The organism is Mycobacterium gastri (assembly GCF_002102175.1).
Classification (GTDB): domain Bacteria; phylum Actinomycetota; class Actinomycetes; order Mycobacteriales; family Mycobacteriaceae; genus Mycobacterium; species Mycobacterium gastri.
Genome location: NZ_LQOX01000006.1, coordinates 19,312 through 39,155, shown reverse-complemented (window position 1 = coordinate 39,155; position 19,844 = coordinate 19,312). Strand labels below are relative to the sequence as shown.

At 67.2% G+C, this 19,844-nt stretch carries 13 protein-coding genes and 2 pseudogenes; 6 read left to right on the top strand and 9 right to left on the bottom strand.

Annotated elements, in window-relative coordinates; translation table 11 throughout:
- Positions 1 to 22 precede the first annotated feature (22 nt).
- On the bottom strand, positions 23 to 1,396 hold the full coding sequence (locus AWC07_RS01050) for a metallopeptidase TldD-related protein (RefSeq protein WP_036415475.1): 1,374 nt from the start codon (positions 1,394 to 1,396) through the stop codon (positions 23 to 25).
- On the bottom strand, positions 1,393 to 2,910 hold the full coding sequence (locus AWC07_RS01045; RefSeq protein ID WP_036415472.1) for a TldD/PmbA family protein: 1,518 nt from the start codon (positions 2,908 to 2,910) through the stop codon (positions 1,393 to 1,395). The genes AWC07_RS01050 and AWC07_RS01045 overlap by 4 nt, the downstream gene beginning before the upstream one ends.
- A gap of 34 nt (positions 2,911 to 2,944) precedes the next feature.
- On the opposite strand from AWC07_RS01045, the gene AWC07_RS01040 reads away from it, so the two are divergent.
- The 3 genes from AWC07_RS01040 (at position 2,945) to AWC07_RS01030 (ending at position 6,096) form a co-directional block, all read left to right on the top strand.
- The gene (locus AWC07_RS01040; protein ID WP_036415469.1) at positions 2,945 to 3,817 is read left to right on the top strand and encodes a carbohydrate ABC transporter permease; all 873 of its coding nucleotides are present in this window, start codon (positions 2,945 to 2,947) and stop codon (positions 3,815 to 3,817) included.
- On the top strand, positions 3,804 to 4,688 hold the full coding sequence (locus tag AWC07_RS01035) for a carbohydrate ABC transporter permease (RefSeq protein WP_244187396.1): 885 nt from the start codon (positions 3,804 to 3,806) through the stop codon (positions 4,686 to 4,688). Before AWC07_RS01040 ends, AWC07_RS01035 begins: the two co-directional genes overlap by 14 nt.
- A 79-nt stretch (positions 4,689 to 4,767) precedes the next feature.
- Positions 4,768 to 6,096, top strand: coding sequence for an ABC transporter substrate-binding protein (locus tag AWC07_RS01030; RefSeq protein ID WP_036415491.1), 1,329 nt, complete (start codon positions 4,768 to 4,770; stop codon positions 6,094 to 6,096).
- Between the two features lie 682 nt (positions 6,097 to 6,778).
- Here the strand turns inward: AWC07_RS01030 and AWC07_RS01025 are convergent.
- From AWC07_RS01025 to AWC07_RS01010, 4 genes are all read right to left on the bottom strand, one after another.
- Entirely contained in the window at positions 6,779 to 7,651 is an 873-nt protein-coding gene (locus AWC07_RS01025; RefSeq protein ID WP_036415467.1) for a universal stress protein, read from the bottom strand.
- Positions 7,648 to 9,117 carry an amino acid permease gene (locus AWC07_RS01020; RefSeq protein ID WP_036415465.1) on the bottom strand — a complete coding sequence of 490 codons (1,470 nt, stop codon included), beginning with the start codon at positions 9,115 to 9,117 and terminating at the stop codon, positions 7,648 to 7,650. Before AWC07_RS01020 ends, AWC07_RS01025 begins: the two co-directional genes overlap by 4 nt.
- A gap of 93 nt (positions 9,118 to 9,210) precedes the next feature.
- Complete coding sequence (locus AWC07_RS01015; RefSeq protein ID WP_051508077.1) at positions 9,211 to 10,071, bottom strand: CbiQ family ECF transporter T component; 861 nt, start codon at positions 10,069 to 10,071, stop codon at positions 9,211 to 9,213.
- Entirely contained in the window at positions 10,068 to 12,044 is a 1,977-nt protein-coding gene (locus tag AWC07_RS01010; RefSeq protein WP_244187402.1) for an ATP-binding cassette domain-containing protein, read from the bottom strand. Before AWC07_RS01010 ends, AWC07_RS01015 begins: the two co-directional genes overlap by 4 nt.
- A 203-nt stretch (positions 12,045 to 12,247) precedes the next feature.
- Here AWC07_RS01010 and AWC07_RS01005 point away from each other — a divergent pair, with 203 nt between their 5' ends.
- Entirely contained in the window at positions 12,248 to 12,733 is a 486-nt protein-coding gene (locus tag AWC07_RS01005) for a MarR family winged helix-turn-helix transcriptional regulator (protein ID WP_075510360.1), read from the top strand.
- 148 nt (positions 12,734 to 12,881) lie between these two features.
- Positions 12,882 to 15,269, top strand: coding sequence for an ABC transporter permease (locus AWC07_RS01000; RefSeq protein ID WP_085104918.1), 2,388 nt, complete (start codon positions 12,882 to 12,884; stop codon positions 15,267 to 15,269).
- Between the two features lie 13 nt (positions 15,270 to 15,282).
- On the opposite strand, the pseudogene AWC07_RS00995 reads toward AWC07_RS01000, so the two are convergent.
- A pseudogene (locus AWC07_RS00995) lies at positions 15,283 to 15,582 on the bottom strand (VIT1/CCC1 transporter family protein); the annotation flags it as partial.
- Positions 15,583 to 15,700: 118 nt separating this feature from the next.
- Here AWC07_RS00995 and AWC07_RS00990 point away from each other — a divergent pair.
- Positions 15,701 to 17,350: pseudogene (locus AWC07_RS00990) on the top strand (acyl-CoA dehydrogenase family protein).
- Positions 17,351 to 17,352: 2 nt separating this feature from the next.
- On the opposite strand, the gene AWC07_RS00985 reads toward AWC07_RS00990, so the two are convergent.
- On the bottom strand, positions 17,353 to 18,891 hold the full coding sequence (locus AWC07_RS00985; RefSeq protein ID WP_036413161.1) for a nitrate/nitrite transporter: 1,539 nt from the start codon (positions 18,889 to 18,891) through the stop codon (positions 17,353 to 17,355).
- Between the two features lie 218 nt (positions 18,892 to 19,109).
- Entirely contained in the window at positions 19,110 to 19,607 is a 498-nt protein-coding gene (locus AWC07_RS00980; protein ID WP_051507984.1) for an LppP/LprE family lipoprotein, read from the bottom strand.
- Positions 19,608 to 19,844: the final 237 nt, after the last annotated feature.

Sequence of the window (19,844 nt, the reverse complement as noted above, 5' to 3'; positions counted from 1 at the left end):
TGCCCCCCGTCCCGGCAATCGGCTACTGCGCCTGGCTGACCGACGACATGTGGAAGTCCGGTATCCGCAGCGACGGCATCGCCGCCCGGGTGGCCCAATCCGCCCATTCCCGCGGCAGGGTGATCTCGCTGACACCGGCCTCGGTGGCGCGTCGCAGCAGGTCCAGCGGGCTCTCGTTGAACCGGAAGTTGTTGACCGCCGCCGTCACCGTGCCGTCTTCGATGAGGTAGACACCGTCGCGAGTCAGCCCGGTGAGCAGCAACGTGGTCGGGTCGACCTCGCGGATGTACCACAACGTGGTCAGCAACAGACCCCGCTCGGTGGCCGCGATCATCTCCGCCAGGCCAGCCGAACCGCCCGTCATCAACAGGTTCTCGGCGGCCACGGCAGCCGGGGCGTCGTACTTGGCGGCGGTGGCCCGAGGATAGGCCAGCGCGTTGATCACCCCGTCGCGGATCCAGTCCACGTGGCCGATGTCCATGCCGTTGTCGAACACCGACAGCGTCTCCGAAGAGTTGCTCACCGCGACGAACGGCCGGCATGCCAGGCCCGGCGCCATCGGGTCGGAGAACAGGGTCAGCGGCAGTTCGGTGAGCCGCTCTCCTACCCTGGTCCCGCCGCCGGGGGCAGACAACGCGGTGCGGCCCTCTTGTGCGCCGCGGCCGGCCATCGACCATGACAGGTACAGCATCATGTCGGCCACCGTCGACGGCGGCATGATCGTCTCGTACCGTCCCGCGGGCAGCTCGACCCGGCGTTGCGCCCACCCCAGCCGGGTCGACAGCTGATCGAGCAGCACATCGATTGGCACACCGGCGAAGTCGGGAGCGCCAACTCCGGCCCAGGCGCTGGCGTCGCCGCGTTTGACGTTGATCTCCACCGCGCCGGCCGGCTGCGTGTAACGCCGCCGCAAACCGGTCGACGACGCCAGGAATGTCGTCGAAAGGCTATGGTGCGCATAGCCGTACAGCCGGTCGCCACCCCCGAACTCGCGGCTCAGCGAAGCCGCGACGTCGGCGAATGCCTCGACACCGGTGCGGGAAACCGGCGCGTCCCAGTCGACGGGCACCCCGGCGTCGGCCAGCAGGGTTGCGACGTCACCGGCTTCGGGAGCCGAACGGGCCGCGTCCTGCGACGCAGCCACCAGCCCGGGCAACACCGACGGGTCGACCTCACCGGTCTCCACCGCGCCGACGAAGGCGTTATCACCTTGGCGGACAATCGAAATCACGGTCACACTGCGGCTTGTCGAAAGCCCGTTGGTGGTCATGGAATTGCCTGCCCAACGCAACGTCGCCTCGGTTCGGTCGACGACGAGCACCATGGTCTCGTCGGCGCGGCCACGCTGCGCCGCTTCCGTCAAGACGATGTTGACGACGTGCTGCGCACTGATCATCGGCCGCCTTCGGTACGGGTGTTGAGCACGTTGACGCCGCGGAACAGCGCCGACGGACAGCCGTGGCTGACCGCGGCGACCTGGCCGGGCTGGGCCTTGCCACAATTGATCGCCCCACCCAGCCGCCAGGTCGACGGGCCGCCCACGGCCTCCATGGAATTCCAGAAATCGGTGGTGGTGGCCTGATAGGCGACATCGCGCAACTGACCGTCCAGGCGGCCGTCGCGGATGCGGAAGAACCGCTGGCCGGTGAACTGAAAGTTGTAGCGCTGCATGTCGATCGACCATGACTTGTCGCCGACGATGTAGATGCCGTCGCGCACCCGGCTGATCAGGTCGGCGGTGCTGAGGTCTTCGGACCCCGGCTGCAACGACACATTCGCCATCCGCTGGATCGGCACATGATGGGGCGAGTCGGCATACGAGCAGCCGTTGGAGCGCTGTTGCCCCAGCCGCCGGGCGAACACCCGGTCGAGCTGATAGCCGACGAATACCCCGTCGCGCACCAGATCCCAGCTCTGCGCGGCCACGCCTTCGTCGTCGTAACCGACACTGGCCAAGCCGAATTCGACGGTGCGATCGGCCGTCACGTTCATCACCGGTGAGCCGTAGCGCATGGTGCCGAGTTTGTCCGGTGTGGCGAACGAGGTTCCGGCGTAGGCCGCCTCGTAGCCGATGGCGCGATCGTATTCGGTTGCGTGGCCGATGGATTCGTGGATGGTCAGCCATAGGTTGGTCGGGTCGATCACCAGGTCGGTGCGGCCTGCGGTCACACTGGGCGCCTTGAGCTTTTCGGCCAGCCACGACGGTAGCTGAGCCAGTTCGTCGGTCCAGTTCCAGATCTCGTCGCCGGCGACCACCTCCCAGCCCCGGGCCGCCGGCGGCGCCAGGGTGCGCATGGAATCGAAGATGCCCGCCGTCGCATCCACGGTGATCGCCTCCAGCGACGGGTACAACCACACCCGCTGCTGGCTAATCGACGAGCCGAAAGTGTCGGCGTAGAAGGTCTGCTCCTTGACCGCATTCAACCTGGCCAACGCATGATTGACGCCGTCGGCGCTCAGCAATCGGCCGGAGTAGTCCTGCAGCACGGCGATCTTCTCAGTCGCGGGCAGGCCGAACGGGTCGATCTGGTAGTCCGACACCCAGCTGACGTCGGCGTAGACCGGCTCGGGCGCCAGCTCGACGCGCTCGGTGTTCAACGCGGCCAGGGTGGTGGCCACCTGCACCGCGCGACGCGCGGTATCGGCTGCCACCGACGGCGCCAGCTCGGCGTGCGAGGCGAAGCCCCACGTGCCGTCGACGATCACCCGCACCGCGAAGCCCAGGTCGTGACTGGCGATCGCGGTTTCGAGCTCTCCGTCGCGCAGCTGGATGATCTCGGTGCTGGTGCGATGAATCCGCAGGTCGGCATGGCTGGCCCCGACGGCGGTGGCCGCTGACAACGCGGCGTCGGCCAGCGCGTGGCGTGGCAGGTCCATGAAGTCGGAATCGATCCCACGGCTCGGTGTCACGACTCCACCGTATCGACCACGCTTTAATACACCCATGCGCGCCACGCCACGCCGACCCACCGCGCTGGCGTACGCCCTGCTGGCGCCCAGCCTGTTCGGCGTGCTCGCCTTCCTGTTGCTGCCCATCCTGGTGGTCGTCTGGCTGAGCCTGTATCGGTGGGATTTGCTGGGCCCGCTGCGCTTCGTCGGGCTGGCCAACTGGCGGTCGGTGCTGGCCGACTCCGACTTCGGCGGCTCGCTGGTGGTCACCGCCATCTTCGTGGCCATCGTGGTTCCGGCGCAGACTGTGCTCGGGTTGCTGGCTGCGATGATGCTGGCCCGGAGGCTTCCGGGCACGAATTTCTTCCGCACGCTCTACGTCCTGCCGTGGGTCTGCGCCCCACTGGCGATCGCGGTGATGTGGCGCTGGATCCTGGCGCCCACCGACGGCGCCGTCAGCGCCGTGCTGGGCCGCCGCGTCGAATGGCTCAGCCACCCCGACCTGGCCCTGCCCTTGGTGGCCGCCGTCGTCGTCTGGACCAACGTGGGCTATGTCTCGTTGTCGTTCCTGGCGGGCTTGTTGGCCATCCCCGACGACATCCACGCGGCCGCGCGCACCGACGGCGCGACCGCCTGGCAAAGGTTCTGGCGGATCACCCTGCCGATGCTGCGGCCGACGACCTTTTTTGTGCTGGTCACCGGGATCGTCAGCGCCGCACAGATTTTCGATATTGTCTACGCGCTGACCGGCGGCGGACCGGAGGGCAGCACCGACCTGGTGGCTCACCAGATCTATTCCGAGGCTTTCGGTTCGGCGGCCATCGGGCGGGCGTCGGTAATGGCCGTGGTGCTGTTCGTCATTCTCGTCGGCGTCACCTTCGTGCAGCACACGTACTTCCGGCGACGGATCAGTTATGACCTCACCTAGCCGCCGTTCGGCGACGACGCGGGCCGGCACGGCCCGAAGCGGCGCCGGACCATCCGGCCAGCGCCTTTCCAGCGCCGTCAGCTACGCCGGCCTGATCCTCGGCGCGGTGATCACGCTGCTGCCCTTCTTGCTCGGGCTGCTGACGTCGTTCACCTCCGCCCACCAGTTCGCGACGGGTACGCCGCTGCAGTTGCCGCGCCCGCCGACGCTGTCGAATTACACCGACCTGGCCGGTGCTGGCTTCGGCCGTGCGGCGGTGGTGACCGCGCTGATGACGGCGGTGATCCTGCTGGGGCAGATGACGTTTTCGGTGCTGGCCGGCTACGCATTCGCCCGGCTGGAATTCCCCGGACGAGACGTGTTGTTCTGGGTCTACATCGCGACCTTGATGGTGCCGGCGACGGTCACGGTGGTGCCGCTGTATCTGATGATGGCCCAGCTGGGCCTGCGCAACACGTTCTGGGCACTGGTGCTGCCGTTCATGTTCGGGTCGCCGTATGCGATCTTCTTGCTGCGCGAGCACTTTCGCATCATCCCGAACGACTTGATCAATGCCGCTTTCCTGGACGGCGCCAACACCCTGGACGTGCTGGTGCACGTGGTGATTCCGTCCAGCCGTCCGGTCCTGGCCGCCCTGACGCTGATCACCGTGGTCTCCCAGTGGAACAACTTCATGTGGCCGCTGGTGATCACCAGCGGCCACAAGTGGCGGGTGTTGACGGTGGCCACGGCCGACCTGCAGTCGCGGTACAACGCCCAGTGGACGCTGGTGATGGCGGCGACGACGGTCGCGATCGTGCCGCTGATCGCGCTGTTCGTCGCGGCTCAGCGACATATCGTCTCGTCGATCCTGGTCTCGGGGCTCAAATGACGCGTCATTGCGCCGAGATTGCCATCAGGGCTGTTGTGCTGGCCGATCCACGACCGTCACGGCAATCTGGATGCAAACCATGACTCGCCCCCGCTTTTCCACCCTGGTCGCCGCCGCGCTCACGTCGATCGCGGCGCTTCTCGGGGTTACGGCGGTGATGCTGGACCGCGCCGGCGAACCGGCTGGCGGCAGGATCGTCGTCACCGTCCGGCTGTGGGCCGATCCGATCGCATTGGCCTATCAGCGCTCGTTCGAAGAGTTCACCCGCACCCATCCCGGCATCGAAGTGCGCACGAATCTGGTGTCCTATTCGACCTACTTCGACACCCTGCGCACCGACGTGGCCGGCGCCAGCGCCGACGACATCTTCTGGCTGTCCAACGCCCACCTGGCCGCCTATGCCGACAGCGGCCGGTTGATGAAGATCGACCCAAAGCTCGATCCGGGTGGCTGGGAGCCGTCGGTGGTCGACCAGTTCACCCGCAACGGCGTCCTGTGGGGAGTGCCGCAGCTGACCGACGCCGGAGTCGCCGTGTTCTACAACGCCGACCTGCTGGCCGCCGCCGGTGTCGACCCGGCCGAGCTGGACCGGGTGCGCTGGAGCCCGGGTGTCGACGACACGTTGCGCCCGCTGTTGGCCCGGCTCACCGTCGACAGCGACGGACATGTCGCCGGCACACCCGGTTTCGAGGCCCGACGCGTCCGCCAGTGGGGCTACGACGCCGCCAACGACCCGCAGGGCATATATCTGAACTACATCGGCTCGGCCGGCGGCGTATTCCAGCGCGGCAACGAGTTCGCCTTCGACAATCCGCCTGCCATCACGGCTTTCCGGTATCTGGTCGGCCTGATCAACGACGACCACGTCGCACCGCCCGCCTCCGACACCAACGACAACGGCGATTTCTCCCGCAACCAGTTCCTGGCCGGCCGCATGGCGCTGTTTCAGTCCGGCACCTACAGCCTGGCGCCGGTGGCCCGCGACGCCACCTTCCGCTGGGGTGTGGCGATGCTGCCGATCGGGCCAGTGGGACGGGTAAGCGTCACGAATGGCATTGCTGCGGCCGGCAATTCAGCCACCAAGCACCCAGACGCGGTGCGCCAGGTACTGGCCTGGATGGGCAGCACCGAAGGCAACACATACCTGGGCCGCGAAGGTGCGGCCATCCCGGCGGTGCTGGCGGCCCAGCCCGTTTACTTCGCCTACTGGAAAGCCAAGGGCGTCGACGTCACCCCGTTTTTCGCCGTGCTGAACGGACCGCGCATTCCGGCGCCCGGCGGTTCCGGATTCGCTGCCGGCAACGACGCCCTCAAGCCCTATTTCGACGACATGTTCCTGGGCCGCGGCGATGTCGCGACCATCCTGAGGCAGGCGCAGACCGCGGCCAACGCCGCCGCCCAGCGCTGATGGCCGGACATGCGGGGCCCTAGGAACGCGCTGGACGGCGCTGATCCAGTGCCCCAAGTTGTAGGATGCAACCGCGGCTTTCCCATCAGCCACATCGGTCTCCGCGGGTTCGGGATGTCTCGTTTTGTCCACCTGGTAGCGACAAATTCGTTGCGCCCCCTGGGCTCCTCGCTCAAAGCGGTCGTGGGGCTGCGCCCCGGTGTGGGGAGATGGAAATCGCGTGCTGGTGCGGTTGGGTCGGTGGCTGGCGGCGGCGACTGTGCGCTGACGGCGGCGAGTGTGCGCTGGCGGCGTCGACTGTGCGCTGACGGCGTCGACTGTGCCGTCAGGGCGGCCGATCGCGGCGGTTCCCGCCCTCCATACACAGTCGCACCCGTCACTGCACACTCGATGCGGCGGCATGACAGCCGACTCGGTGAGCACGGGAGATATCCCCCGAACGCCTACCATCACAAGAGGTTTGAGCGAAGGTGCGGTATCGGCGTGCCGAAACAGAGCCCAAGGTGTGCCGGAAACAGAGCCAGGCGGCCAAGGCTGCGCACGACGGCATCGTTGACCAGCAGCATTTGTGGTCACCATGAACTTCCGAGTGAGGCAGTCAACGCGCACCGAATCGACTTGGGGTCAATGTTAACGATGTGATCGCTTGGTCCAGGACTCCGCTCAGCGCCGACCGGCGCTCCTAGCCGGGCAGCACCAATACCGGTACCGGACTGTGGCGGATGATCTTGCCGCTGCGGGAGCCGAGAAAGACTCTGGCGATATCGCCGCGCGGTGAGGTGCCCAACGCCAAAATCTCACCGTCCTGCCAGTCGGTGTGCTCCAGCGCGTGCTGCCACCCGTTTCCGGTAATCACTTGCAGCACAACGTCTTTTCCGACTACCCCGTCGGTCTTGAGCTTTTCCAGCATTTCTTGGGCCTGCGCCGCCCATGCCTCCAGCACCGACGACTCGGCGTGCAGACCCACCTCGGGTGGATACATCGTCCGGCCGCGGACCGCGAAAGTGATCACCCGCAACGGCAGGCCGTATCGCCGGGCCAGCTCGGAACACCGCGTCACCACCCCGGCCGAGTCCGGCGCCGCCGAGTAACCGCAGGTGAGCCTGGTCAGCCGGCCGGTGCGGGAATCGTACTGGCGGGGACTGATCGCCACCGGCACCGGCGACGAATGCAACAGCCAATCGGCGGTCGAGCCGATCAATACCCGCGCCCGTCGCCCGTTCGGGAACGAACCCAGGACCAGCATTTCGGCCTGGACTTCCTCGACCACCTCGATCAGTCCGCCCGATACCGACCGGTGTTCGTGATGGAGGTAGCTGACCTCAACCCCGTCGGCCGCGGTGCGAAGGTAACGCTGGGCCTCCATCGCAGAGTCAGCAGCCAGCTCATCGGCCCACCGCTGATACTCGGGCTGAGACAGCGAACCCGACAGCCATGGCTTCGGCACGATGGTCGCCACCGTCAGTGACGTGTTCAGCGTTCGCGCCACCCGCACGGCCAGCTGCAGCGCCGACGGACCAGCCCGGCCGGCCAGGTACCCGACGACGACGGTCACAGCTGCTCCGCACGTGGATCCGTAAGCAGCGCAGGGTTATTGAGCGCGCTGTGGTGGCGACCCCAGAAGAGGTAGAACAGCAGTGCGGCCACAACCCAGGCGGTGAACGCAATCCAGGTGTACCAGTGCAGGCTGTAGAGCAGGTACCCGCAGGCCAGCACCGACAGGACGGGTGTCACCGGGTAACCGGGGACCCAGAACCCGCGCGGCAGCTCGGGTTCACGCACCCGCAGGATGATCACGCCGACCGACACCACGATGAACGCGGTGAGCGTGCCGATGGACACCATGTCCGCCAGGCGGCCCAGCGGCACGACGGCGGCCAGGATCGACGCGGCGATCGCGACGATCACGGTGTTGCTCACCGGAGTCTGTGTGCGCGGATTCACCGCGGCGAACCGTGTCGGCAGCAGCCCGTCACGGCCCATCGCGAACAGGATGCGGGTCTGGCCGTACAACGTGACCAGCGTGACGGTGAAAATCGAGATCACCGCGCCGGCCGCCAGAATGGTGCTGGCCCAGGCGCCGTGGGTGACATTGTCCAGAATCGTGGCCAGCCCGGCCTCTTCCTGCCCTTGGAAACGCTGCCATGGCTGGGTGCCCAACGCGGCAAATGCGACGAGCACGTAGACGCCGGTGACGACAAAGAGCGCCGCCATCAATGCCCGCGGCACACTTTGCTGCGGGTTGTTGACTTCCTCACCGGCGGTGGACACGGCGTCCAGACCGATGAAGGAGAAGAAGATGGTGCCCGCCGCGGCGCCGATTCCGGCGACGCCGAAGGGGGCGAAGTTCCTGAAATGATCAGCGCTGCAGGCGGTCAACGCCAGGACCACGAACATGCCCAGCACACCGAGCTTGATCAGCACCATGATCGCGTTGACCTTCGCCGACTCACTGGCGCCCCGAATCAGCAGCAACGCGCACAGCCCGATGAGAATGACCGCCGGAAGGTTCACGTATCCGTGCGGTTCGCCGGGCTGCGAATCCCACGGCGCCGCCGACAACGCGCTCGGCAAATGGAAGCCGAACACGTTGTGCAGCAACTTGTTGACGTAACCGCTCCAGCCGACCGCGACAGCGGCAGTGGCCACGCCGTATTCCAGCAGCAGGCAGGCTGCCACGCAGATTGCCACCCCCTCGCCCAAGGTGGCGTAGGCATACGAATACGACGAACCCGAAACCGGTACCGCCGATGCCAATTCGGCGTAGCAGATGGCCGCGAGGCCGGCAGCGATACCGGCGATGACGAAGGAGACGATCACGCCCGGGCCTGCTTGCGGCACGGCCTCGGACAGCACGAAGAAGATCCCGGTGCCGATCGTCGATCCGACCCCGAACATGGTCAGCTGAAAGGTGCCGATGCTGCGCTTGAGGCCTCCGTCGACCCCCGCCGCGACCGTGGCACCGACCACCGGGCGGCGCCGCAGCATCTGCTCTCTCAGACTGGCCGAAGTTGCCGGCAAGTGCCCTCCTGGTACTGGACCAGGCTGATTATCAACCCGGCTTGCCGCAAACCGGCAGCGAACCGCTGAATGGGCTCGGCATCGAACCACCGCTTAGGTGACCCGCAACAGCGTCTCGATCGCCACTGCGGCGCCGCCGGTCACGGCGGTGATCGTCAGGGCCGCCCAGTCGGTGAGTTTGGGTCGCGCCGGGTACGCCGACAGCTGGCCGGTGCCGCCGCGGGCGGTGATGGCATCGCCCATCTCGTCTGCTCGCCGCAACGTCACGGTGATGGCAGCCGCAAGTAGGTCGATCACTTCGGTAGTGCGCCGCTGCCGCCGGGCCTTGCGGCTGCGCGGTATCCGTCGGGGCCGCAGCCGGCGGGCCGCGTAGAGCACCTGGAATTCGTCGATCAGCATCGGGAAAGCGCGAAGCGCGAGCGCCAGGGTGACCGCCCACTCGTCGACCGGGATCCGCAGCAGCCGCAGCGGCCGGCCCAAAGTCGCCAGCGCAGGCCCGATTTCGGCGACGTTGGTGGTCCAGGAAACCATCGCACCCAATGCGAGTAGCACGATCGACAGCGCGGTGATCCGCAGGAAGTTCAACGCTCCACCCAGTTCGAGCTCGACTCCGGCCATCGTGATCGACGGGGTGCCGCCGGCCAGCGCAGCCGTGATGCCGCCGATGGCCAGAACCACCCATAACCAGCGGGGTACCGACGGCACCGCACCGCGCGGGATGTGTGCGAGCCTGGCCGCCGTGAGCACCAGCGCCGCCATCAGCCCGATCGTCACCCAGCCCGGATAGAACGTCAGCAGCACCGAAATGCCGAAGACCACCAGCAGTTTCGTGCCAGCCCACAAGTCGTGGATGACCGAGCTGCCCGGTACCGGAACCAGCAGGACAACCGGTCGGGTGGGGTGCCGGGTGCTGCCTCCTGCCGCGTCGGAGGCGCCGGCTGCCGACAGCGTCATGACATGCTCCCCGTCCCGCCCGCGGCGCTCGTCGAGGCCGGTTGCATGGCGCCGTTGCGCAGATCCAGGGTCCGCGGGCAAAGCTCTTCCATACCGGCGAAATCATGAGAAATGACCACCACCGTCAGACCCTGCTCGCGGCGCAGGTCTTCCAGCAGCCGCAGCAAACCGCGTTGGCTGGCGGCATCCAAACCCGCCAGCGGCTCATCGAGAATCAACGCCCGCGGTGAACATGCCAGCAACCCGGCCAGCACCACCCGGCGCATCTGACCACCGCTGAGCTGATCGATGCTGCGCCCGGCCAGCGTGCGATCCAGCCCGACGACACGCAGCGCCGCGGCCACCCGGTCGTGATCGCGGGGCGAAAAGCCGGCCGCAGAGGCGACTTCCAGGTCCACCCGGCTGCGCATCAGCTGCAGCCGGGCCGCTTGGAATGACAACGCAACCGCACCGACCTGCTCGTGGGTGGGCCTGCCATCGAGCAGGCAAACCCCGGCGGTGGGAACCGTCAGCCCGGCCATGATCCACGCCAGCGTGGACTTGCCCGAGCCGTTGCCGCCGTGGATCAGCACCCCGTCGCCCTGTTCCACCACGAAGCTGATGTCCCGTAACGCGGTCTTGGCCCACGGTGTGCCCCTGGCGTATTCGTGTCCGACGCCGATCAGTTCGAGGGCCGGTTTGTGCCCCAGGTCACCCACCGCAACGGCGGGCGCCGGAACATCTGCCGTCTCGACCATGTCGGCGTTGTCGGGAGAGTCGCTGAGGTTGATCGTGCGGTCGGCCGAATCGGCCTCGTTGTTGTAGTGCGTGATGTGCACCAGCGCAGTGCGGTGACGTTTCGTCAGGCCGGACAACACGCCCAGCAGCGCATCGCGGCCTTGCTGGTCCACCATCGTGGTGACCTCGTCGGCGATCAGCAGCGCCGGTTCTCTGGCCAACGCCGCCGCCAGCGCTAGCCGCTGCAACTCACCACCGGACAGGCTGCCGGTGTCACGTTCGGCCAGCCCGTCCAGACCCACTTCGGTGAGCAACTTGGCGACGTCGATCCTGGTGCCCGGAGGCAGGCCCCACACCACGTCGTCGGCGACCCGGGTGCCCAGCACCTGGCTTTCCGGGTGCTGCAAAACCACCGCCGTGCCGCGCAGCTTGCCCAGACCCACCGCGCCCGGACGCTCCACCGTGCCCGACGTCGGCTGCCGGCCCGCCAGTACCAGCATCAGCGTGGTCTTGCCGGAGCCGTTGGCGCCGGTGATCGCCACGTGTTCACCGACCCGCACAGCCAGGCTGACCTCACGCAACGCGTCTTGGGCGGCACCGGGATATCGGAAGCGCACCTGGTCCAATCGCACCGGAACCGGCCCTATCGGATCCGTTGAATCACCGGCCGGAGCGTCCAGCTTGTGCACATCGGGAATGCCGCGCATCCGCTCCAGCAGCCGCGACAGTGCCCACCAACCGATCAGCGACACGATCACGATCCCGAACGTGAAGTAGCCCAGCAGCACCCACGGCCAGTACTGCAGACCGTCGGCGAAGTATCGCTTCAGGTCGGCGGCAGCGCCCTGCAGATGGATCCGGCTCATAAAGGACGCAAGGCCCTCCACGTTTGCGGTCATCACGTCGAAAATCAGGTGCCGCAGCCGGGTCAGAGCCGCCAGCATTCCGACCATCGCCGCGCCGAAGGCCAACCCGGCGATCAGCGACGACACAATGACCGTCGGCGTGCCCCGGCCCCGGCGTTTGACGATTCCGGTCAAGCCACCGATGTAGGCGCTGTGGACCACTCCCATGAAGCCGCCCATTCCCGCGATCAGGAAGGCGATCACCCCGGCGGCCACCGTCGCGGCAATCAGCACGCGCAGCCGGAAGCGGTAGGCCAGCAGCCCGGTGGGCACGGTGCCCAGCAGTGCCAGTCCCGCGGCGAACGGAACGACGACCGAGACGATCGCGGTCACCGCGCATAGCGCGGCCATCACCGACGCCTGGGCCAGTTCCACCGGTTGCAGCGGCCCGTGTCGATGTCGCGGAAGTCGCGAAGCAACGGGGGCCGGCACAGTCACCTCACCGATTCTGCCAGGTGAAGCCGCATGCGGCGGCAGCACACAGCCGTCCGCCGGATTGGCTTGCCAGCGCCCACGATTGGTCTCACATAGCAAAGCTATGCAACGATGGGACCATGAGTTCATCCGCCGCCACCGACCACGCCGGAACCGCGGTGCCCCATCAGGGCCTCGGCGCCGATTTGCTGGGCGTGGTCGCGCGACTCAACCGGCTGGCGACCCAACGGATCCAGATGCCGCTGCCGTCGGCGCAGGCCCGGCTGCTGGCAACCATCGAAGCCAAGGGCGAAGCCCGCATCGGCGACCTGGCCGCGGTCGATCATTGTTCCCAGCCGACGATGACCACCCAGGTGCGACGCCTCGAAGAGGCCGGGCTGGTGACCCGGACCGTCGACCCCGGCGACGCCCGCGCGGTCCGCATTCGCATCACGCCGGACGGGCAGCGCACGCTGGCCGCCGTGCGGGCCGACCGTGCTGCCGCGATCGAACCGCAACTGGCCCGACTGGGGCCGGCGGACCGGCAGGTGTTGGCTGAGGCCGTCGAGGTGCTGCGCCGGCTGCTCGACAACGCGGCGGCCACCCCGGGCCGCAACACCTTGTGACCGCTGCGGTGCATCCTGGATAGATAGACCCGCCCGCCGGGTACTCAGTCAATATCGGTCGTCGCTGCGGTGACGACATTCGGTGACGAAAGGTGGCGGCCGCATCTTGATATCGAACGCCCCGCCATTGACCGTCTGGTTCGGATCGATGCGGTACGTCTTTGCCCCGGGCCGGGACGTGCTGGTGGGGCCCGGCAAGCACTGCGACATCCGCCTGGACCACCCCGGTCCCGTTGACCGGCCCGCCCCGGATGTGGTGCTGCGGTTCCTCGGCACCCATTGGGTGGCCATGGACGGCCGCGGCAACGGCATTTTCGTCGACGGCACCCGGCTGTCGACGGTCGACATCCGCGACGGCCAGACGATCGCGGTCGGTGATCCCCGCACGGGGCCCCGGCTTACCTTCCAGCTCGCCGTGCCCGCGGGAGCGCCGACGGCATCGGCGGGTCCGCCGCAGCCGCATCGGCCGACCCCGCCGCCTACCGGTCAGTGGCGCAAACCTGTGAAACCGACCGAGCAACCCACGCAGCGGATGCCGGCCAAGTCGATCACCCATCCAGAACCCGCCCAGCCGGTAGCGCAGCACATCGTCGCGGAGTCGGCGACTCAGCGAATCCCCGCAGCCCCGACATTCGGCAGGACTACCCAGCCCATCCGATTGACACCACAGGGAACGTCGCCCGCGCCGGAGACCGGGCACCCGCCACCGGCTGACCAGCCCGCGCCGGCCGGTGAGCAGCCCAAGGGACGTGGCCTGGTCGAGCGCATGACCGACGCCACCCGAAAGCTGCTCACGGCTCGACCCGACGCCGGCCCGGCGGAGGAGGGTCCGGCGACCAGCCGGCTGCCGCTGAAACCCGGTGCGCGCACTGTCGGCGTGGCGGCATATCGAATCGGACTGACCGTCGACGGGCGCGAACTGCTCTCTGACATCTCGTTCACCGCACGCCCGGGTTCGTTGATCTCGGTCATCGGGCCGTCGGAAAACCGCAACACCGCCCTGATCGAGTTGCTTACGGGCCTTCGACCGCTCGGTTCCGGAGTGCTGACCGTGGACGGCCACGACGTGCAGGCCGAGCCGGAATGGGTGAGATCACGCATCGGGGTGGTGCCGCGCGGGGAGGCTGTTCCCGGCTGCCTCACCGTCGAACGGGCCCTGGGTTATGCCGCAGAGTTGCGGCTGCCGCCCGATACCACTCCCGAGACCCGCGGCCGGGTGGTGGACCATGTTCTCGACGAACTCGAACTGACGCCGCATCGCAACACCCGGGTGGCCAAACTTACGCCCGAGGTGCGCCGGTGCGCGTCGATGGCGACGGAACTCGTCTCCAGGCCCTCGCTGCTGGTGGTCGACGAACCGAGCGCCGGTCTCGATCCGCCGCAGGAAAACCACGTCATGGCGATCCTGCGCCGGCAGGCCGACCTCGGCTGCGTCGTCGTGGTGGCGACCAAGTCGCTTGCTCACCTGAACATGTGCGACCAGGTGTTGCTGCTCACCCCGGCCGGCACCTTGGCCTTTGCCGAGCCGCCGGTGCAGCTGGAACCGGCGATGGGCACTACCGACTGGTCCGAGGTTTTCGCACAGGTCCGTGCCGATCCCGGCGGCGCGCATCAGGCGTTCCTGAACCGGCAGCAGGCATCTGGTTCACTACCGCCGGTGCCGCCCGCGGTGGCAGCCCCCGGGCGGCCGCCCGCCAAACTCACTGCCGACCAGCAGCTCTGGTTGGCGATTCGTCGCCAGGTCCGCCTGTTCGTCACCCGGAGGGTGTCCTTCGTCTGCCTGTTGCTGCTGCCGTTTGTGTTGGGCGGCCTGACGCTGCTGATTCCCGGAGATTCCGGCTTCGACCGCCCCGGCCGGTCGGCGCCCAACCCGCACGAGGCCACCGAGATCCTGGCCGCGCTGAACCTCGCCGCAGTGCTGATGGGCACCCTGCTGACGGTTGGTGATCTGGTCGGCGAGCGCCGGATCTTGCGGCGCGAGCAATCTGTCGGGTTGTCGACGCCGGCCTATCTGGTCGCCAAGATCACGGTGTTCGGCCTGGTCGCGGCGATCCAGGCGGCCATCCTCACCGCCATCGTCGTCGCCGTCAAAGGTCCGCCCGTCCACGATGCGGTCCTGTTGCGCAATACCGCTGTGGAGCTCTACCTGAGCGTGGCGGCCACGGCGGTCGTCTCGGCGATCATCGGTCTGGCGCTGTCGACGCTGGGCAGGTCGCAACGGGAGGTTCTGCCGCTGGCGGTGCCGGTGATCCTGGCGTCCGCGCTTTTCGGCGGGGGGATGCTGCCGCTGGTGGGCACCTGGGGGTTCGACCAGATCTCCTGGCTGATTCCGGCCCACTGGGGCTTCGCCGCGGCCGCCTCCACCGTTGATCTGCGCCGGGTCGACCCGCTGGCGGCCCATAACGGGGTGTGGACACACTACACCGGCTGGTGGGCCTTCGACATGGCCATGCTGGTCATCTTTGGCGCGTTGTGGGCCGGTTTCGTGTTGTTCCGGCTGCGTCCGCCCGGTCGCACCCTGCGTACCCGATCGTGACGTCGCGGGCCGCTCACAGCACGGCCGCGATCAGCAATCCCACCAGATAGGTGGCCGCCACGGCGGCGGCGCCGAAGAGCAGTTGCCGCGACGCCGCCCACCACACCGCTTTGCTGGTGAACCGGGCGGTCAGGCCGCCGGCGACCAACAGCCCGGCCCCGCCGCACGCCAGCCCGGCGGCCAACGACCCGAAGCCGAGCAGGTAGGGGATCAGCGGCAGCAGCGCACCAATGGCGAACATCGCGAACGACGACCCGGCTGCCACCCGCGCCGACGGCTTGGCGGCCGGATCGACACCGATCTCACGCACCAGGCCGGTTCGCCGGATCGACCCGAGTCGCCTGGTTGTGACCCGGCTTCAGGATTCGCCATCGCGCTATCTAAACCCACCGGGGCGAAACGACATATGTGCCTTCCGTATTCGGACGCCGATACCGTCTCTTGCCGACACCGTGGTTGACGAGGTTACGGTTCGGGTATGGCGGCTGAACCTGGAGATCTTCCGCCCGCACTACACACCCAACACCGTCATCGCCCGCGCCAAGGTGGCCGAGCAGATGCAGTTTTTGGCCGCCGCGGGCGCCGCCGAAGACAGCTTCCGCAAGGAACATGGCGGCACCGGCAACGTGGGCGCGGCGATCACGATGATCGAGATGCTGGCCATGTCGGATCTGTCCCTGATGGTCAAGGCCGGAGTGCGGTGGGGCCTGTTCGGCGGTGCCGTCGAGAACCTGGGCACCCAGCGCCATCACGAGGTCATCAACCTCGACATCCGCGGCTGCTTCGCGATGACCGAGACCGGGCACGGCAGCGACGTGCAGTCGCTGGAGACCACTGCCACCTACGACGCCGAGACCGAAGAGTTCGTCATCGACTCCCCCACCCCGACGGCGCGCAAGGACTTACATCGGTGGGGTGGCCGAAACCGCCTGCCTGGCAGCGGTTTTCGCGCAACTGATCACCACCGGAAACGGCGGGCGGGCCAACCACGGGGTGCACTGCTTCCTGGTCCCGATCCGCGACGACGACGGCAACGACCTGCCGGGTGTGACGACGTCGGACTGCCTCTACAAAGGTGGCTTGCCCGGCGCCGACAACGGCCGCATCATGTTCGACCACGTCCGTATTCCGCGGGTGAATCTGCTCAACAGGTACGGCGACGTCGCGCCCGACGGCACCTACAGCTCGCCGATCGAAAACGCCAGCCGCCGCTTCTTCACCATGATCGACACGCTGATCCGCGGCCGGGTGACGGTCGGCGGCGGCGCGGCAGCGGCCGCCCGCGTCGCGCTGGACAGTGCCACCCGATATGCGTTGCAGCGCAGGCAATTCAGCGCACCCGACGACGACGACAGCGAAGTTCTGATCATCGACTACCTGGTCCACCAGCGGCGGTTGTTCCCGCTGATCGCGCGGTCGTATGCGCTGCAATTCGCCCAGAACGAGCTGGTGTCGAGGTGCCATGACCTGCAAACGGCAGACGACCCGGACGCCGAGGAGCTGCGTGAGCTGGAAGCCCGGGCCGCCGGGCTGAAGGCCGCCAATACCTGGCACACCAGCCGCGCCATCCAGGAGGCCCGGGAGGCCTGCGGCGGGGCCGGTTACATGGCCGAGGAGGGCAGCCTGTTCAACCGCGGCCCCCAGGTCAAGATGTTCGAGGACCGCGAGGAGTATCTGCTGTCCTCCGTCGCGCGCCGGCTGCAGAGCAAATCCAACCAGATGTCGGCGTTCGACGCCTTCAACGCGGTCCAGGATCACGTGCTGCACGCCGCGCAGTCGCACATCGACCGGGTGGTACTGGAGGCGTTCGTCGCCGGGATCGAATCGTGCCCGGACCGCGAGGCCCGCGAAGTGCTTGAGGCGGTGTGCGACTTGTACGCCTTGTCGGTGATCGAGGACGACAAGGCCTGCTACATCGAGCACCGGTTCCTGTCGACGGAACGAGCCAAGGCGGTTACCCGCGGCATCAACGACCGGTGCCGGGTGCTACGCCCCCACGCAAAGACGTGGTGGACGGCTTCGGGATCCCCGAACCGTTGCGCTACGCCGAGATGTTGCATCCGGAGAACCTGCCCGACTGAGCTCAGCGACCGACCAACTCGACGACTGCCGGCTGCGCCACGAGCTCGACGGCGGCCGGCGGCAGAGCCGGAATGTATCCCACCGGCCGGCGAACGTAGACCTTCCAGGTCAGGGCTGCCGCACCGGCGTAGAACAGCATGAAGATCCAGAACGCGTCGGTCGCGGCGCCGGTGGCCACGTAGGACTCGCGCAGCGCCAGGTTGATGCCGACGCCTCCGAACGCGCCCAAGGACGCCACCAGCCCGATGGCCACCCCGGAGATCAGCCTCGACCAGTCCCGGCGCTCGGCTTCGCTGAGATCCGAGCCGAGATGCAGCTCGCGGCTGCATGCCTCGAAGATCGTCGGGATCATCTTGTACACGGACCCGTTGCCCAACCCGGACAGGATGAACAACGCGATGAAGCAGACGAAGTAACCGGCCATGCTGGCTCCCCGCATGGGACCGGCGTGCCGGTCTTCCAGGCTGCCGGCGCCGATCAGCAGCCCGGCAACCAGCGCCATGGCGACAAAAACCGCCAGGGTGAGACGGCTGCCGCCGAGCCGGTCGGCCAGCCGGCCGCCGTAGACCCGGGCCAGCGCCGCCAGCAGCGGTCCCAGGAATGCAAGTTCGGCGGCGTGCACCGCCGCCTGCGCGGTGCTTTGGCCGGCTGCCACGAAGTTGGTCTGCAGCACCTGCCCGAACGCGAACGAAAACCCGATGAACGAGCCGAAGGTGCCGAGGTAGAGCAGCGACAGCAACCAGGTGTCGCGAATGGACACGACCGCGGAGATGATCGGGCGCAGCCGGTTGGCTTTCACCCGGTGTTGCTCGACGTTGTTCATGAACAGCGTCACTCCGATGGCCCCGCCGACCAGCAGCACCGCGTAGAGCCCACACACCAGGTACGGCTTTCCGTCCCCGAACACGGCAATGATCAAGAGTCCGACAAGCTGGATGGTGGGCACCCCGAGATTTCCCACGCCGCCGGCAATGCCGAGCGCCGAGCCTTTCAGCCGATGCGGGTAGAACGCGTTGGCGTTGCTCATCGACGCCGCGAAATTACCGCCGCCCAGCCCGGTCAGCGCAGCACACACCAGATACGGCCACAATGGCAGCCCCGGATGAGTCAACAGCACCAACGTGCCGATGGTGGGGACCAGCAGCGCGGTCACCGAGAAAATCGCCCAGTTGCGACCGCCGAAGATCGTCGTGGCCAGCGAGTAGGGCAGCCGCGTGCAGGCCCCCACCAAGGTTGCGACGGTGTCGAGCATGAACTTGTCGCCGGCGGAGAAACCGTAGACGCTCTGCGGCATGAACAGCACCAGCACCGGCCACAGCGTCCACACGGAGTAGCCCAGATGCACGGTGACCACCGACCAGAACAGATTGCGCCGGGCGATGACCTTGTTGCCGGCTTCCCATGCCGCCACATCTTCGGCGTCCCAATGCGAAATATGCCGCGAACTACTCCTGCGCCTTGCTGAAGTGTCCGAATTGTGCTGAGCCTGGCCGGAATTGCTCAGCGGCTCCTCGCGTTGCAGCAGCATCTGCTGTTCCATCACTCTCCTTAGCCCATCCTTAGCCCCGGCCACGTTGCTTCCCGCCGGGAAGCAACAACGAACTCCCAGAGTGCCAAACTTGCAGTCGCGCGGCACGTTGTGGGCAGCCTGAATCTGCTGAAGAACAGCTGGATAACACCTGTAGGCGCCCACCGTGACCGATTGGTGATGTCACCGGAACCGGCCTGTGCGTCAAAGCCACTGGCCGCTACCGGTCGCTACGAGTGCGGTATCGGCCCCAGTGCTTTCAGTTTGCCGTCAGGTCCGACCTGAAATCGCACCGTGCCCATAGCGCTGGGACAGCATTCGGGATCACCGCCGACTCGCCACCGGTACTGGACCGTCACGGTGTCATCACCGGGAGGCAGCACCGTTATGTAGGGCTTCGGATCGGGCGTCGGCGAACCCAACGGGGTGTTGCGGTCGAAGAACAGCAACTGCTGCGGAGTCGACTCGGAGGCGATGGTAGGGATGATCTGCACCCAGTACAGGCGGCATTTCCTGGTGTGCCCCCGTGCGATTTCCACCCAGCTGGAGCCCTGCACCTCGATCGGAACAGCGGCTATGGACTGTCGCACCGTGTCGGCTGCCGGGCCGTCGGATTGCTTGCAGGTATCCGGCGGCGGAGACGGCGGTGTCGACGATTTCCCCGCGCAACCCGCAGCCCCGGCAATCCCGGCGATCCCCAGCAACACACCCAGGCACAGACGGATCACAGTCGGCCTACGACACACCTCGCGAGCTTAGCGAAATCTGTGCAGTACCAGGTAAATCTCTGTGGGCAAACCTCTTGGGGTCTCCTCAGATCCGGTCCGGGAGCTTGGCGAAAACTGTCAATGTTCCCCAAGTTTGGTCAAAACTGCAGCTGCACCGCCCCGACGGGCGTCGCCGCAGCTAACTCGCGGGTAATCTGACCTCGAGTCACCGGTCGATGACGACCCGGGGATGACCGG

Coding starts and splice junctions, on each gene's coding strand:
- AWC07_RS01050 (WP_036415475.1), bottom strand. CDS start 1,396: ATGATCAGTGCGCAGCACGTCGTCAACATCGTCTTGACGGAAGCGGCG.
- AWC07_RS01040 (WP_036415469.1), top strand. CDS start 2,945: ATGCGCGCCACGCCACGCCGACCCACCGCGCTGGCGTACGCCCTGCTG.
- AWC07_RS01035 (WP_244187396.1), top strand. CDS start 3,804: ATGACCTCACCTAGCCGCCGTTCGGCGACGACGCGGGCCGGCACGGCC.
- AWC07_RS01030 (WP_036415491.1), top strand. CDS start 4,768: ATGACTCGCCCCCGCTTTTCCACCCTGGTCGCCGCCGCGCTCACGTCG.
- AWC07_RS01015 (WP_051508077.1), bottom strand. CDS start 10,071: ATGACGCTGTCGGCAGCCGGCGCCTCCGACGCGGCAGGAGGCAGCACC.
- AWC07_RS01010 (WP_244187402.1), bottom strand. CDS start 12,044: ATGGCCGCGCTATGCGCGGTGACCGCGATCGTCTCGGTCGTCGTTCCG.
- AWC07_RS01005 (WP_075510360.1), top strand. CDS start 12,248: ATGAGTTCATCCGCCGCCACCGACCACGCCGGAACCGCGGTGCCCCAT.
- AWC07_RS01000 (WP_085104918.1), top strand. CDS start 12,882: ATGCGGTACGTCTTTGCCCCGGGCCGGGACGTGCTGGTGGGGCCCGGC.
- AWC07_RS00985 (WP_036413161.1), bottom strand. CDS start 18,891: ATGGAACAGCAGATGCTGCTGCAACGCGAGGAGCCGCTGAGCAATTCC.